This is a genomic window from Micromonospora sp. DT201 (genome assembly GCF_049841575.1).
Classification (GTDB): Bacteria; Actinomycetota; Actinomycetes; order Mycobacteriales; family Micromonosporaceae; genus Micromonospora.
Genome location: NZ_JBNCKP010000002.1, coordinates 104,884 through 118,608 on the forward strand (window position 1 = coordinate 104,884; position 13,725 = coordinate 118,608).

A 13,725-nucleotide genomic window follows, 5' to 3' on the forward strand; every position below is an offset into this window, starting at 1 on the left:
GGAGAAGGCACCCATTCTCACAACGGGTCGCGGGCGATCGGGCAGGACATGCAGCGCGGCCCGCCGCGGCCGGAGCCCAACTCGGAGCCGGCGATCGGGATCACCTCGATGCCGGCTCGTTCCAGCTGGGCGTTGGTCTCGGTGTTGCGCTCGTAGCCGACGCAGAGCCGGGGTGCCAGCGCGAGCGTGTTGTTGCCGTCGTCCCACTGCTCGCGTTCCGCGGTGACCGGGTCCAGCCCAGTGTCGATGACCCGGAGCAGGTCGAGGTCCATCGCGTCGGCGGCGGCCCGCAGGAACGGCGCGGGCCCGTCCACCCGCGGGTCCTCGCCGTCCGCGCCGGCGATCACCGTGTACGCGGACAGCGTGCTCGCGATGTTGGGGTACATCAGTACGGCGTCCACGTCGACCATCGTGCAGACCGTGTCGAGGTGCATGGTGGCGCGCTTCTGGGCGATCGGCACCACCAGGATGGTGTGGGCCAGGCCGGCGGCGAAGACCTGCCGGCCGAGGCGTTCGGCACCGGCCGGTGTCGTCCGTTCGCCCACCCCGACCGCCAGCACCCCGGGTGCGAGCAGCAGCACGTCCCCACCTTCCAGGTGCTCAAGGTCGGGGCGGTAGACGAACTCGGTGCCGGCGAAGCGTGGGTGGTGGCGGTAGATGGCGTCGGTGAGGGTCGTTTCCCGGCTGCGGGCCGGCATGGCCAGGCTGGTGACACCGACCCGATCGCCGATCCAGAGCGACGAGTCGCGGGTGAACAGCAGGTTGGGCAGCGGGTCGATGACGAAGTCGTGCCGGTCCATCAGTGTGTAGACCAGCCCGCCGGGCCGCTCCGAGCTGATCCGCAGTTCCTCGTGGGCCAGCCCGGCGGTGAGCACGTCGGCGAGGGCAGCCGGGTCCAGGTAGGAGAGGTGGTCGGCAACGCGGGCGCGCAGGGTGTCACCGAGCCGCCGGGAGCGCAGCACCTCCTCGGTCAGCTCGGCGCGGGCGTCCGCGACGGCGAGCGTCTCGGTCAGCAGGGTGGCCAGGTAGAGCACCTCGACCCCGCGCTCGCGCAGGGCGGCGGCGAACGCGTCGTGCTCCTCCTGGGCGCGCCCGACCCAGGGGATGGCGTCGAACAGGAGCGAGTCGTTGTTGCGTGGGGTGAGCCGGGCGAGTTCGGGCCCGGGCCGGTGCAGCAGCACGGTGCCGAGCCGGCCGACTTCACTGTCGACGTAGTGGGTCACTACCGCAGCGTAGGGCAGGGTTTGGCGGCATCCGAGAAAAGAACTGTGGATGAATACGGCATTCATCCACAGTCACTCCGGCGCTCCGGCTTGCAGAACACCCGTAGTGGCAACGTAGGGTAGTGAGGACATAACTTCGAGGGACCTTTTGCCGGAGGTCGCGATGACTGTCTTTCCCGCAAGACGAGCCGTTCAGTCCGCTCGGGCACTGCCGCCCGTCGCGGTGCCACACCCCCGCGTGGAGTCGCCGGGGGTGCTCGAGCCGGTCCGTCCGACACCGCTCGAATGGGCGCGCCGCCGTCGGGCCGAGCGGGGTGCACGCCGACTGGAGGCTGCCGGAGCGCGGGCCCTGGGCCAACTCGACCACCTCGGGCCTGCCTGGCACGTCATCGAGTGGCCGCGCACCGATGTGATGGACGTCCTCGACCGCGGTCAGGACGAACGCGCCGGGTTCCTCGCCATCGGGCCCAGCGGCCTCTTCGCCGTGACAATCGCCGACCATGGTCGGGCCAGGGTGCTCGTCGCCGGGGACGTCGTGCAGATCAACGGCAAGCGTCCGCCGTACGTGGCCGAGTCCCGCCGGGACGCCAAGCGGGCCAGCAAGGCCCTCTCCGACGCGGTGGGGCTGACCGTCCCGGTGACGCCGGTGCTGACCTTCGTCGGGTCCGGCGTGATCAGCGTCTACGGCCTTCCAAAGGACTGCCTGATGGCCACCCATCGGGAGTTGGATCGGCTTCTCGTGGCCGGTGGCAGCCGGATCAGCCCCGCTACCGCCGAGAAGCTTTCCCGGGTCGCGCAGCACCCTGGCACCTGGCTGAACGGCACGTACCGTCCAACCGCCGACTACCGGTGGTATGACGAGGGCCGAACGGCCGCTGACAAGCCGGCCCACCGCCGGTAACGTCACCAGCGACGCCACGCGGCTCCGGTCCCCCCGACCACCTCACCGGTTTTCCGCGCCGTCGCCGGCCGCCTCGCTTCAGGCTGTGCGGCCGGTGGCCCGGTGCGCTCGGTGATTCCGTCGGCGACCCGCTAGCGTGGACAGTCGATCGGTGCACATAGGAGGCGCGGTGGCCCACGTCGAACTTTCGCTCTCGGAAGCGTTCGTGCCGGCGGCACGGGCCTCGACAGAGCCGGAGTCCGACAACGTCGGCCAATGGTCCTCGACGGTCTCCCGGGCTGATGAGCCCTGCGTGCTGATCGATGCCGACACCCGGGTGGTGGCGATCTCCACCGCCGGCTGCGAACTGCTCTGCCTGGGCGAGCCGGACGGCCTGATCGGGCGCCCGCTGCTCGACGGAGGGCTGCGCCTCCTCGACTTCACCGCCAACCGGGGCGAGCTGACCGAGGCCGAGATCGACAAGATTCCGCCCCTGCTGGCACTCTCTTCCGGCCGACTCGCCCGCGGGCTACTCCGCGTTCAGGCCGCATCGGCGAACAGCTCCGACGCGACCGTCGACGCGATCTCCACCCCGGTGCTCACCGACGGCGCCGTCGCCGGCTCACTCACTTTTTTCTCCGAGGTCTGACCTGCGGCGGAGCCACATACGGCGTTGCTGGGGTGGGCCTACGTGGGTAGGCCGTAGGGTGCCCTCATGCTCGATATAGCTCTGCTGCCAGGCGAATACGCTGTGTGGCGGTTGGCCGCCGGCGCCGCCCTGCCGTACGCGCTGTCGAGCGGGCTGAGGGGCACCGACGTGGTGACGGTGAGCTGGACCTCCGACGGGATCTCCGTGATCTGCCCGGCGGACCGGGCCCCGGTGCAGGCCGTGGTGGAGACCGCTTGGCGCTGTCTACGGGTCACCACCTCGGTGGCGTTGGCCAGCACCGGCAGCCTCGCCGCGCTCGTCGACCCGCTCGCCGAGGCACGGGTCAACGTGGTCACGTTCTCCACCTTCGACACCGACTACCTGCTGGTCCCGGCCGTCCGGCTGACCGAGGGCACGGCCGCCCTGCAGCGCGCCGGGCACCGCGTCACCGGCTGAGCTTCACCCGATCGGCCGCTCACCCTACGATGGGCTCGGCCATCCCGGCCGCGACGAAATCTCCGATGTCCCGAGGATCGGCCCGTGCCGTTCACCCCACCCCGCCCCGCGACTCCTCCACCGCGGGCGACGGTCCACATCCCACCGGCGGTCCCCGGGCGGGCGGCCGACCGCGTTCCTACGCGGACCACGTCCCGGATCCTGCCGGTCGCGCTCGCGATGCTCACCGGCGCGACGCTGGCCGGCTGTGGCGCCCCACCCGAGCTGCGGGAGCCGACCGACGTGCCCACCCACACCGCAGCCCCGACGACACCCGGCCCGAGCACCGCCACCGCCACCCCGCTGGCAACCGCACCGCCACTCGGTGCGGTCACGCCCACTCCGGACGCCGGGCTGGTCGCGACGGCCTGTCGGAACGGGCCGACCGGCGAGCGGGTGGTGCAACTGCTGCGCGGCCGGGCAGGAGTGCTCCCGGCCAACGTCCGCGTCCAGGTCCACACCGGGCCACTCTGCGCCGCTGACTGGCAGTTCACCCTCGTCGAGGTGACCGGGCACGAGGAACTCCAGGTGGTCACCCGCGGCCAGCCCACCGCGCCGGTGCTGGTCACCGCCGGCACCGACGTCTGCACCATCGAGGTACGCGCCACCGCCCCGGCCGGGATCCGAGCCCTCGCCTGCGACGCCGGTCCGGCCAACCGGCCGGTTGCGTAGGCTGACCGGCATGCCCGGAACACCGCCGACACGTTTCGTCTACCTCGGGCCGGAAGGCACCTTCGCCGAACAGGCCCTGCGCTCCGTCCCCGCCGCCGAGCGCGGCACCTGTACGCCTGCCCGCAGCGTTGGGGAGGCTCTGGACAGCGTCCGAGCCGGGGACGCTGACGCCGCGCTGGTGCCGCTGGAAAACTCGATCGGCGGCGCTGTGGGCGTCACGCTGGACGAGATGGCCGAAGGCGACCCGTTGGTGATCACCCGAGAGGTGATCCTGCCGGTGGACTTCGTGCTCGGCGCCCGGCACGACATTCCGCTGACCTCGATCCGCACCGTGGGGGCGCATCCGCAGGCGTCCACCCAGTGCCGGGGTTGGCTGCGCAACAATCTGCCCGACGCCGTGGTGGTCGACGTGCTCTCCAACGGCGCGGCCGCAGCGGGTGCCGGTGCCGGCGACTACGATGCCGCGATCTGCGCGCCGCTCGGGGCGACCCGACACCGACTCACGAGACTCGCGGAAAAGATCGCCGATCACCCGGACGCGGTGACCCGGTTCGTGTTGGTGTCCCGCCCCGGGCCACCCCCGCCGTCGACCGGCGACGACCTCACCTCACTCGCGGTCTACATCGCCCACGACCGGGTCGGCGCGCTGCTGTCCGTGCTGATGGAGCTGGCCGTCCGCGGGGTCAATCTGACCCGGATCGAGTCCCGTCCGACCGGCGAGGCGCTGGGCAGGTACGTCTTCTTCCTCGACTGCACCGGGCATGTGGCCGACGTACGGCTGGGTGAGGCGTTGCAGGGGCTGCGCCGGGTCTGCGCCGACGTCCGCTTCCTGGGCTCGTACCCCCGGCACCGGTGGGCCGAGGCAGGGAGCGCCCTGCCGGTGCCCGCACCGGCCGGCCTCTCTGACGCCGACTATGTCGACGCTGCGGCCTGGCTGGCTCGACTGCGCACGGGTGAGTTGACCTGACCGGGCGGGGCGCCCCCAAAGATCGGGAGCGCCCGCGCCGCTCCAGATCAACTCAACAGACCGGGGGCGCCCGCACCGAGGTCGTCAGCTCAACAGACCGCCGAGCAGACCACCCTCCTGCTGTTGCTGGCCGCTGCCCATGACCGGCGGCTCCTCGGACGGCTGCACCACCACGAAGCCCTGGCCGGCGAAGCTCATCGTGAACGACTCACCGGTGCGCCGACCCAGCAGCGTGCCGAGGCCCATCTGCTCGGCCCGGTGGTAGCCGGTCTGGAGGTTTGCCGACCAGCAGACCGCGGCTTGCGGGTCGACGTACGTCGGGGCGTCCACGTTGAGCACGACCGGGGTGCCCTTGGTGGTGATGGCGATCCGTCCGTAGCCGCTGAAAACACAGTTGAACAGGCCGGACGAGGAGGCCATCCCGGCACCGCCGACCATCCTGATGTCGTACTGGAGGGTCGAGTCGAAGGCGAGCACGCTGGAGCCGTTGATGGAGAGGGCGTCGCCCGGCTCGAGGTCGATGATGTGCACGTCCTTGGCCAACTCGGCGAGGAAAACGTCACCCTGGCCGGAGACCTTCATCAGCGGGACACCCTCGCCGGTGAGCTTCTGCTTGAGAAACTTGCCGAGCCCGCCCGAACCCAGCGCCTGGAACTGCACATTCCCCTGGTAGGCGACCATCGACCCGACCCGGGCCATCGCCTCGCCGTTGAGCTCGATCTTCAACATCTTGGAGTTTTGCAGCCGCATGCCGGGCTGCGCGGACTCCTTCTCCAGATTCTCGGAGGAGAACAGCTCACTGCGCATGAAAGGGTGCCTCCTGACAGGGTTTGCGGTCGCTGCACCGAAGGTAGGCGACCAGGGCAACAACGGGGCAGGTGGGGCTCAGCCCCAGCCCAGCGAGTGCAGCCGCTCGTCGTCGATGCCGAAGTGGTGGGCGATCTCGTGCACGACGGTCACCGCCACCTCATCGACGACGTCGTCGTCGTTGTCGCAGATCCGCAGGATCGGGCGTCGGTAGATGAAGATCCGGTCCGGTAGCACGCCCGAGTAGTCCCAACCGCGGTCGGTGAGCGCGTGGCCTTCGTAGAGGCCGAGCAGGTCGGGCTCGCCCTGCGGCGGGTCGTCCTCGACGAGGATCACCACGTTGCTCATCAGGCCGAGCAGCTCCTCGGGCACCTCGTCGAGCGCGTCGCCGACCAACTCCTCGAAGCGCTCGCGGGTCATCTCCACCGGCACCTCAACCATTCTGCCCGATGCCGGACAACCCGTTGGTCCGGTCGCGGCGTGCCGCTGACCGGAGCCGTTGGCCCGTGGCGGCGTGCCGCTGGCCGGAGCAGCGCGAGTTCACGGAGAGAGTGACCGCCCAGGGTCGGGCGGAAACTCTGTCCGTGAACGAGCGGTTGTAGGTCGACCGGCTCAGGAAGCCAGGCGCGCGCTGAGGGTGATCTCGGCTCCCGGCGAGAGCAGGCGGGAGATCGGGCAGTTGGCCTTGGCGGCCTCGGCGAGCTTCTGGAACTCCGCGTCGTCGATCCCCGGGACCTGGCCGACGGTCTCCAGGTCGATCCGGGTCACGGTCATCCCGGCATCGGTCTTGTCGAGGTGGACCTTGGCGGTGGTCTCGACCGAGGTGGCCGTCGAGCCAGAGTCGGCAAGCGCCTTCGAGAACGCCATCGAGAAGCAGCCAGCGTGCGCGGCGGCGATCAGCTCCTCGGGGTTGGTGCCCTCGCCCTCCTCGAAGCGCGACTTGAAGGAGTAGTTGCCGGACAGGCCGCCCTTACCGGTGCGGACCGTGCCGGCGCCCTCGGTGAGATTGCCCTGCCATTGTGCTGAAGCGGTACGGATAGGCATGAGGAGAACGCTAGCGGAAAGGTGACCGCCGAGCGACCGACCGGCACGGACGCGCGCTCTGCGATCCCTGTCACCACCAGCCAGCTGTGCCATGATGCGACCCAGGTCCGTGACCGGCGGAAGGATGGCCGATGTCCGAGGAGCTTCCAATCCCACGGCAGGGCGACGGGTCCGAGGGGCCGGCCGTGATCGAGTGGGGTTCTGTCGACCCGGCCCCGCGACGCCGGTTCGGCATGTCCCTGGCCGGTTTCACACAGGACCCTCGGCTGCCCCTGCTGCTCGCCGGCCTGGGTGCGGTGGCCGGGGTCGCCTCGCTGTTCGGTGAGTGGCTGGTGATGACCGTGCCGAACGCCGGGCCGGAGGGGGGCACGATCGAGGTGCCCGCCGGGGTGTCCGACGTCGGGGGTTTCGGGGTTGGCTACCTGGTCGGGCTGCTCGGCTTCGTCTGCATCGTGGCGTTGGCGCTGCGGGGCACGGCGGTCGTGCGGCCGAACGCCCGGCTGGTCGGTCTCACCCTGGCCGGTGCCCTGTTGGGGCTGCTGGTCGCCGCCACGGCCACCCTCAACGAGGCCGGTGAGCGAAACTACTTCTACTCGACTCAGGACGGCTTCCGGGCCGAATACGGTCGCGGACTGGTGATGGCGTTCGCCGCCTGCGTGCTGCTCGGCGCGGCTCTGTGGCTGGCACCTTCCGCGCCGCCCGGCGCACTGGTCGGGCCACCGGAGGACGACGGGCCCGGGGGTGTGCCGGCGACACGGCCGTGGCGCCGCCGCCGAGACACCGACCCGGCCCAGGATGACGGCCTACCCGCGCCGGCCGACCTGACCGTCACCCCGGCCGCCCCGTTCGCCCGCCCCGAACACCCCGCCTGAGCGGCACGCCCGCCCTCTGCGCCGATCTTGCACTTCCTGCCCCGACATCAGGCGCATCCCACGCATAACGGCGACCGAAAGTGCAAGATCGCGCGGGGGTTGAAGTGCGCCTGATTCGCCTGGAAGCCATGGTTGGGGCCCGTTTCGCGAGGTACGGTTGCTGCCCGCCGTCACGCCGGGTCTCAGTTTCATTGATCCTGGCGGTGCGACGGCGGCGGGCGAAGGAGGAACGATGACCCGCCCGGGACTGCCCAAGCTGATCGCGACCGACCTCGACGGGACGCTGGTCCGCAGCGATGACACCGTCTCCGCGTACACCCATGGGGTGCTCGACCGGGTGCGGGCCGCTGGAATTCCGGTCGTCGGCGCGACCGGTCGCGGCCCTCGGCTGACCGAGTTGACCCGCAACGACATCCGCGCCGCCGACTTCTTGGTGATGGCTGGCGGCGGACGGGTGGTCGACCAGAGCGACCCGACCGGCCCGCTGGTGCTCCGCGACGAGCGGTTGCCCGCCGAGGTGCTGGCCCGGCTACTGGCCGACCTGGAAGCCGAAGTCGGCCCGCTGACCGTGATGGTCGAGGCGTCCGACGAGCATGATGCCCCGCTCTGGGGCGACTACCACGAGAGCTGGCCCTACCAGGACCGGTTCGAGGCGCGCAGCCGCGCGGAGTGTCTCTCCTGCGACGTGATCAAGGCGTTCGCCCGGACCGCCGACCACCACGTTGACGAGTTGCTGGCGGTGGCCCGCCGGATCGTCCCGCCGCAGGTCGCCACCCTCACCCAGGCCGGGCTCGGCTTCATCGAGATCTGCCCGCCAGGTGTGGACAAGGCGACCGGGCTGACGGTGGTGGCGCAGCGCCTCGGTGTGGACCCTGCCGACGTCCTGGTCTTCGGTGACATGCCCAACGACCTGCCGATGTTCGAGTGGGCCGGCTGGTCCCGGGTGGCGGTTGCCAATGCGCACCCCGCCCTTCGCGCCGCCGCCGACGAGGTGACCCTGCGCAACGACGACGACGGAGTGGCGGTGTATCTGGACCGGCTACTGTCCCGATGATGGGAGAGACGCCCCGCCTGATCGCCACCGACATCGACGGCACGCTGATCCGCGACGACCGCACCGTCAGCCCGCGCACCGCCGACGTGCTCGCGCGGATCTCCGCGCAAGGCACGCCGGTTGTCCTGGTCACCGGCCGTCCGGTCCGCTGGCTCAAAATGGTGTACGACCAACTGGCCGAGCCGCTGCCGGCCGTCTGCGCCAACGGCGCCGTCGTCTACGACCCGGTCCACGATGAAGTGCTGCGGGCCGACCCGCTCGCACCACACCATCTGGCCGAGGTGGCCCGGAGGCTGCGCGCCGAGGTGCCCGGCATCAGCTTCGCCGTGGAGATCCTGGACAGCCGGGAGATGCGGCACGAGGCGCACTACCCGCTGCGCTGGGACGTCGACCCCGACGGCATCCGACCGATCGAGACTCCGGAGGAGTTGCTCTCGGTGCCGGCGGTGAAGCTACTCGCGCGGGCCGGCCAGCAGGACCCGGATGCCTTCGTCGAGCTGATCGCCGCAGCGGTGGTGGGGCTGGCCGAGGCCACGCACTCGTCCTCCTCCGGTCTGGTGGAGATCTCGGCAGCCGGGGTGACCAAGGCGGCGGGGCTGGCCTGGTACTGCGACCGGCTCGGGGTCAGCGCGGCGGACGTGCTGGCCTTCGGCGACATGCCCAACGACGTGCCGATGTTGAGCTGGGCCGGGCGCGGTGTGGCGGTAGCCAACGCGCACCGCGCCGTCCTGGCGGTCGCCGACGAGGTGACGACGGCAAACTCCGAGGACGGCGTGGCGGCGTACCTGGAGAAGGTTTTCGGAGTGGGCTGAGCCGACGGTCAGAGGTACTGACCGGTGTTGTGGCCCTCGCCAGCGCCCGGCTGGCCGATGCCCGGCATCTCCGGGATCATCCCACCGGGACCGCTGGGCAGCGCCTGCCGGCCGCCACGCATCTGCTCCAACTGAACCCGGGCGGCCATCTGCTGAGCGACCAGGGCCGCCTGGATGCCGTGGAACAGGCCCTCAAGCCAGCCGACGAGCTGAGCGTGCGCGATCCGCAACTCGCCCTCGCTGGGGGCCTTGTCCTCGGCGAAGGGCAGCGAGATGCGCTCCAGCTCGTCGCGCAGCTCCGGGGCGAGGCCCTCCTTGAGCTCGACTATCGACCGCTCGTGGATCTCCCGCATCCGGTTGCGGCTCGCGTCGTCGAGAGGTGCCGCCTTCACCTCCTCCAGCAACTGCTTGATCATGCTGCCGATCCGCATCACCTTGGCCGGCTGTTCGACCAGGCGGGTCGGGTCTTCACCCTGGCCCTCGTCGGTCTGCATCGTCCCGATCGGCCGGCCGTCGGGGCCGACCACCACGACGGTCCCGGGGTGGCCGGAGTCGTCGGGGCCGGGCTCGTCGGTCTGTCCAGCTGAGCGCGCTTCGGTCATGGGGTCCATCTTTACCCAGCGGGCTCGACCCGTGGCGCCCGGGACCGACTACCGGGACCGAACCACTCAGGCGAGCGCGCTACCGTCGCGCCATGTCTGCCGACCCGCGCGCCGTGTTGACCCGGCCCGCACCGGAGCCTGACCGGACCGTGGCGTACGGCGACCACCCTGATCAGGTGGCCGACCTGCGGTGCCCGGCGGGGACTGGCCCGGCGCGGCCGCTGGTCGTCGTCGTGCACGGCGGTTTCTGGCGGGTCGAGTACGACCGGCGGCACACCGACTCGCTGGCTGCCGCACTCGCCGCAGGTGGCTACCCGGTGGCGCAGCTGGAATACCGGCGGACCGGGCAGCCGGGAGGTGGCTGGCCGGGCACGTTGACCGACGTACTGACCGGGGTGGCCGAGTTGCCCGCGCTGGCCGCCGAGGCGCTGCCCGGCCGGGTGACCCTGGCCCCGCCGATTCTCATCGGGCATTCCGCTGGCGGCCATCTAGCGCTGTACGTGGCGGCCACCGCCCCGGCGACGGTGGGCGGGGTGCTCGCTCTGGCCCCGGTGGCCGACCTGGTTGAGGCGTACCGGCGGAATTTGGACTCGGGCGCGGTGGCCGCTCTGCTCGGCGGCGGCCCGGCAGAGGTCCCGGATCGCTACGCGGCATCGGATCCACGGAGCTTGGTGCCGATGCAGACACGGACAGTAGTTTTGCATGGCTCGGAGGATCAGCAGGTTCCGGCAGGGATGAGCCGGGACTTCGTCGCGGCGTCGAGTGCCGCAGGATCCGATATCTCCCTTGTTGAACTGCCCGAGTGCGAGCATTTCGGGCTGATCGACCCAGAGTCCGCCGCCTGGCCCCAAGTCCTCGATGTGTTGCGGTCCATGCACGATGATCACTAGCCATTGACGCAGCGTCGCGGACCAGGTAGAACGCCGGAGGGGCGGTGTTCAGCCCTGCAACGCTCCTGGAAGGAACTCGGTGTCGCAGATGAATCGCAGGCGGGCGCTCCAACTGTTGGCCGCGCTCGGTACCACCGGGTTCGTCGCCGGATGTGGCTCCGACACCGACCCCCAACCGACCGTCAATCGCAGCCCGGTCAAGATCGGGCTGATCACGCCGCAGGCCGGTGGTCTCAAGAGCATCGGCGACGACATCACCAACGGTTTTCAGCTCTTCCTCGACCTGCACGACAAGCGGCTGGGCGGCCACCCGGTGGAGCTGCTGACCGCCGACGAGGGTGACACCGCAAAGACCGGCAAGGCCGCCGTCGACGGCCTGCTCAAGCAGGGCGTGCTGGCGCTCACCGGGGTGGTCAACTCGGCGGCGATGGTCGGCATCCGGGACACCGTGGAGCAGGCCCGGGTCCCGCTGATCGGCTCCAACGCCTCACCGAGCAGCCTGCAGAGCGTCTTCTACATCTGGCGGACGTCGTACGTGCTGGACGAGGCCGGCCGGGCGCTGGGCCGCTACCTGCGTGACCAACTGCCGGCGAACGGCCGCGTGGCGATCATCATGCCGGAGAATCTGGGCAGCTCGGACGTGGTCCGCGGCTTCCGGCAGGATTTCGGCGCGACCGACTCGCGAATTGCCGACCCGGTGACCTACACCAGCGCCACCCTCACCCCCGGCAAGACGACTTTCTCCGCGGACATCAGCAAGGCACTGGCCAAGAAGCCCACGGCGGTCTTCTGCTTCTTTGCCGGAGCGGCCGGGGTGGAGTTCATCAAGCAGTTGCGGGAGAAGTTCTCCGGGCCGGTCTACGCACCCGGCTTCCTCACCGAGGGCACGGTGCTGGAGAGCCTGAAGGAAAACGCGCTGGGCATCCAGACCGCCCTGAACTACTCGGCCGACCTGAACAACACGTCCAACCGGGTCTTCGCCTCGGCCTACCGCAAGAAATACCAGGTCACGCCCACCACCTACGCGATGGCGTCGTACGACGCGGCGCAGGTGCTCGACCAGGCGATCCAGCTGACCGGCGGCGCGCCCAACCCGCAGCAGGTCAACCTGGCACTTGGCAAGATCGGCCAGATCGACAGCCCGCGCGGCATCTGGCAGTTCAACCAGCCGCGCACCCCTCAGCAGAAGTGGTACCTGCGGGAGGTGCAGCGCGACGGTCAGGTCATGTCGAACGTGCTGATCAACGAGCTGGCCACGCTGGGCTGAACGCCCACCGAGAACACACCAGGGGCCGGTCTCCCGAACGGGTGACCGGCCCCTGACGTACCCAGCGGTGAAGGGTCAGTGCCGCAGTTCGGCGATGCAGCACTTCACGCTGCCGCCGCCCTTCTTCAGCTCGGCCAGCTCCACGAAGACCGGGGTGTAGCCGGCGACCTTGAGCTTGCCGGCCAACCGGGTGGCCTCGCTGTTGAGCACCACGTTCGCTCCGTCGCTGACCAGGTTGAGCCCGAAGGCAAGTGCGTCCTCGTCGTCGGCGATCACCGCGTCCGGGAAGAGTTGGGTGAGCACCCGCTGGCTGGCCGCGGAGAACGCGCCCGGGAAGTAGACGACGTTCGAGTCGTCGATGGCCGCGAGCGCCACGTCCAGGTGGTAGAAGCGGGGGTCGACCAGCCGCAGCGACACCACCGGCCGCCCCAACGCCTCCTGCGCCTCGGCGTGCGCCGGGATCTCGGTGCGGAAACCGTGGCCGGCCAGGATGAGCCCGCCGTGCGCCTCCGGCACGTACGCGAAGTCGCCCTCGCCCTCGTTGGTCTCGCTCGGCGCGATGAAGCGCCAGCCCTGCGACTCGTAGAAGGCGTGGTGGGCGGCAGCCTCGGCGGCCCGCTGCTCGTGCTTGAACCGTGCGCCGTACACGCTGCCGTCCACCACGAAGGCACCGTTGGCGGCGTAGACCATGTCGGGCAGGCCCGGCTCGGGGGTGAGCAGGTGCACCTCGTGGCCGAGGCCGACCAGCGTCTCGCGCAGCCGGTCCCACTGCTTGACGGCCAGGTCCCGGTCGACCGGGGTGGTCACGTCCATCCACGGGTTGATCGCGTACTCCACCGCGAAATGCTCGGGCGAGCACATGAGATATGTCCGCTTTCGCGAGACTCGCTGCTGGTTCACGGTCACCAAGAGTAGGTACCGTTGAACTTTGGTAACAGCCACAACCGTTGCTTCCCAGAGGCGGAACGTTGCAGATAGACGCGGTAGACCAGCGGATCATTGCGTTGCTCGTTGCGGACGCCCGTGCGTCGTACGCCGACATCGGCACCCGGGTGTCACTCTCCGCCCCGGCCGTCAAGCGTCGCGTCGACCGGCTGCGCGCCACCGGCGTGATCAGGGGATTCACGGCCGTGGTTGATCCGGCCGCCGTCGGCTGGACCACCGAGGCGTTCGTCGAGCTGTTCTGCGCCGGCCGGACCACCCCGGCGCAGATCGGCGTGGCCACCCGGCGCCACCCGGAGGTGGTCGGCGCGTACACCGTCTCCGGGGAGGCCGACGCGCTCGTGCACCTGCGCGCCGCCGACATCGCCCACCTGGAGGCGGCGTTGGAACGGCTTCGCGGCGAGTCCTTCGTGACCTCCACCCGCAGCACGATCGTGCTGTCCCGGCTGGTCGAGTCACCCGGCGTCGGCCCGTCCCCCCGCACCCCTTGACCTCAACCCCGGTTGAGGAGATGGACTGACCAGGAGCGTGGGCGCGCCGCCCACCACG

General features: G+C 70.4%; 17 protein-coding genes. 11 read left to right on the plus strand and 6 right to left on the minus strand.

The features are described 5' to 3' along the window. Window positions 1-17 precede the first annotated feature (17 nt). Window positions 18-1,223 (minus strand): arginine deiminase, encoded by a 1,206-nt coding sequence (locus ACLQ28_RS04215; protein ID WP_425684873.1) that lies wholly within the window; start codon window positions 1,221-1,223, stop codon window positions 18-20. A 163-nt stretch (window positions 1,224-1,386) separates the two neighbouring features. Between ACLQ28_RS04215 and ACLQ28_RS04220 the strand changes: the two genes are divergently transcribed. From ACLQ28_RS04220 to pheA, 5 genes are all read left to right on the plus strand, one after another. Then, window positions 1,387-2,124: a hypothetical protein gene (locus ACLQ28_RS04220; protein ID WP_425684874.1), complete on the plus strand. Its 738-nt coding sequence runs from the start codon at window positions 1,387-1,389 to the stop codon at window positions 2,122-2,124. 169 nt (window positions 2,125-2,293) lie between these two features. After that, window positions 2,294-2,752, plus strand: coding sequence for a hypothetical protein (locus ACLQ28_RS04225; protein ID WP_425684875.1), 459 nt, complete (start codon window positions 2,294-2,296; stop codon window positions 2,750-2,752). A gap of 66 nt (window positions 2,753-2,818) precedes the next feature. Continuing rightward, window positions 2,819-3,208, plus strand: a complete 390-nt coding sequence (locus ACLQ28_RS04230; RefSeq protein ID WP_425684876.1) for an ACT domain-containing protein — start codon at window positions 2,819-2,821, stop codon at window positions 3,206-3,208. A gap of 219 nt (window positions 3,209-3,427) precedes the next feature. Further along, window positions 3,428-3,919, plus strand: coding sequence for a hypothetical protein (locus ACLQ28_RS04235; protein WP_425685331.1), 492 nt, complete (start codon window positions 3,428-3,430; stop codon window positions 3,917-3,919). 10 nt (window positions 3,920-3,929) lie between these two features. After that, window positions 3,930-4,886: a prephenate dehydratase gene (gene pheA, locus ACLQ28_RS04240; protein WP_425684877.1), complete on the plus strand. Its 957-nt coding sequence runs from the start codon at window positions 3,930-3,932 to the stop codon at window positions 4,884-4,886. Window positions 4,887-4,970: 84 nt separating this feature from the next. Here the strand turns inward: pheA and ACLQ28_RS04245 are convergent, their stop codons facing one another. The 3 genes from ACLQ28_RS04245 to ACLQ28_RS04255 form a co-directional block, all read right to left on the minus strand. Further along, on the minus strand, window positions 4,971-5,693 hold the full coding sequence (locus ACLQ28_RS04245) for an AIM24 family protein (RefSeq protein ID WP_184179839.1): 723 nt from the start codon (window positions 5,691-5,693) through the stop codon (window positions 4,971-4,973). 78 nt (window positions 5,694-5,771) lie between these two features. After that, window positions 5,772-6,119: a metallopeptidase family protein gene (locus tag ACLQ28_RS04250; RefSeq protein ID WP_425685332.1), complete on the minus strand. Its 348-nt coding sequence runs from the start codon at window positions 6,117-6,119 to the stop codon at window positions 5,772-5,774. A gap of 186 nt (window positions 6,120-6,305) precedes the next feature. Continuing rightward, window positions 6,306-6,737 carry an OsmC family protein gene (locus ACLQ28_RS04255; RefSeq protein ID WP_425684878.1) on the minus strand — a complete coding sequence of 144 codons (432 nt, stop codon included), beginning with the start codon at window positions 6,735-6,737 and terminating at the stop codon, window positions 6,306-6,308. A gap of 131 nt (window positions 6,738-6,868) precedes the next feature. Between ACLQ28_RS04255 and ACLQ28_RS04260 the strand changes: the two genes are divergently transcribed. From ACLQ28_RS04260 to ACLQ28_RS04270, 3 genes are all read left to right on the plus strand, one after another. Continuing rightward, the gene (locus ACLQ28_RS04260) at window positions 6,869-7,609 is read left to right on the plus strand and encodes a hypothetical protein (protein ID WP_425684879.1); all 741 of its coding nucleotides are present in this window, start codon (window positions 6,869-6,871) and stop codon (window positions 7,607-7,609) included. Between the two features lie 232 nt (window positions 7,610-7,841). Further along, window positions 7,842-8,663, plus strand: coding sequence for an HAD family hydrolase (locus tag ACLQ28_RS04265; RefSeq protein WP_425684880.1), 822 nt, complete (start codon window positions 7,842-7,844; stop codon window positions 8,661-8,663). After that, entirely contained in the window at window positions 8,663-9,475 is an 813-nt protein-coding gene (locus tag ACLQ28_RS04270; RefSeq protein WP_425684881.1) for an HAD family hydrolase, read from the plus strand. Before ACLQ28_RS04265 ends, ACLQ28_RS04270 begins: the two co-directional genes overlap by 1 nt. An 8-nt stretch (window positions 9,476-9,483) precedes the next feature. Here the strand turns inward: ACLQ28_RS04270 and ACLQ28_RS04275 are convergent, their stop codons facing one another. Next, window positions 9,484-10,086 (minus strand): bacterial proteasome activator family protein, encoded by a 603-nt coding sequence (locus ACLQ28_RS04275; protein WP_425684882.1) that lies wholly within the window; start codon window positions 10,084-10,086, stop codon window positions 9,484-9,486. Window positions 10,087-10,169: 83 nt separating this feature from the next. Here ACLQ28_RS04275 and ACLQ28_RS04280 point away from each other — a divergent pair, with 83 nt between their 5' ends. Both ACLQ28_RS04280 and ACLQ28_RS04285 read left to right on the plus strand, forming a co-directional pair. Beyond that, window positions 10,170-10,967, plus strand: coding sequence for an alpha/beta hydrolase family protein (locus tag ACLQ28_RS04280; RefSeq protein ID WP_425684883.1), 798 nt, complete (start codon window positions 10,170-10,172; stop codon window positions 10,965-10,967). Window positions 10,968-11,046: 79 nt separating this feature from the next. Next, a complete protein-coding gene (locus ACLQ28_RS04285) occupies window positions 11,047-12,234 on the plus strand; it encodes an ABC transporter substrate-binding protein (protein WP_425684884.1) in 1,188 nt (395 codons plus the stop codon). 75 nt (window positions 12,235-12,309) lie between these two features. On the opposite strand, the gene ddaH is transcribed toward ACLQ28_RS04285, so the two are convergent. Then, window positions 12,310-13,143: a dimethylargininase gene (gene ddaH, locus ACLQ28_RS04290; protein WP_425684885.1), complete on the minus strand. Its 834-nt coding sequence runs from the start codon at window positions 13,141-13,143 to the stop codon at window positions 12,310-12,312. Window positions 13,144-13,202: 59 nt separating this feature from the next. On the opposite strand from ddaH, the gene ACLQ28_RS04295 reads away from it, so the two are divergent. Then, on the plus strand, window positions 13,203-13,667 hold the full coding sequence (locus tag ACLQ28_RS04295) for an Lrp/AsnC family transcriptional regulator (RefSeq protein ID WP_184179859.1): 465 nt from the start codon (window positions 13,203-13,205) through the stop codon (window positions 13,665-13,667). Window positions 13,668-13,725 lie beyond the last annotated feature (58 nt).

Coding starts and splice junctions, on each gene's coding strand:
- ACLQ28_RS04220 (WP_425684874.1), top strand. CDS start 1,387: ATGACTGTCTTTCCCGCAAGACGAGCCGTTCAGTCCGCTCGGGCACTG.
- ACLQ28_RS04230 (WP_425684876.1), top strand. CDS start 2,819: ATGCTCGATATAGCTCTGCTGCCAGGCGAATACGCTGTGTGGCGGTTG.
- ACLQ28_RS04235 (WP_425685331.1), top strand. CDS start 3,428: ATGCTCACCGGCGCGACGCTGGCCGGCTGTGGCGCCCCACCCGAGCTG.
- pheA (WP_425684877.1), top strand. CDS start 3,930: ATGCCCGGAACACCGCCGACACGTTTCGTCTACCTCGGGCCGGAAGGC.
- ACLQ28_RS04245 (WP_184179839.1), bottom strand. CDS start 5,693: ATGCGCAGTGAGCTGTTCTCCTCCGAGAATCTGGAGAAGGAGTCCGCG.
- ACLQ28_RS04255 (WP_425684878.1), bottom strand. CDS start 6,737: ATGCCTATCCGTACCGCTTCAGCACAATGGCAGGGCAATCTCACCGAG.
- ACLQ28_RS04260 (WP_425684879.1), top strand. CDS start 6,869: ATGTCCGAGGAGCTTCCAATCCCACGGCAGGGCGACGGGTCCGAGGGG.
- ACLQ28_RS04265 (WP_425684880.1), top strand. CDS start 7,842: ATGACCCGCCCGGGACTGCCCAAGCTGATCGCGACCGACCTCGACGGG.
- ACLQ28_RS04270 (WP_425684881.1), top strand. CDS start 8,663: ATGGGAGAGACGCCCCGCCTGATCGCCACCGACATCGACGGCACGCTG.
- ACLQ28_RS04275 (WP_425684882.1), bottom strand. CDS start 10,086: ATGGACCCCATGACCGAAGCGCGCTCAGCTGGACAGACCGACGAGCCC.
- ACLQ28_RS04280 (WP_425684883.1), top strand. CDS start 10,170: ATGTCTGCCGACCCGCGCGCCGTGTTGACCCGGCCCGCACCGGAGCCT.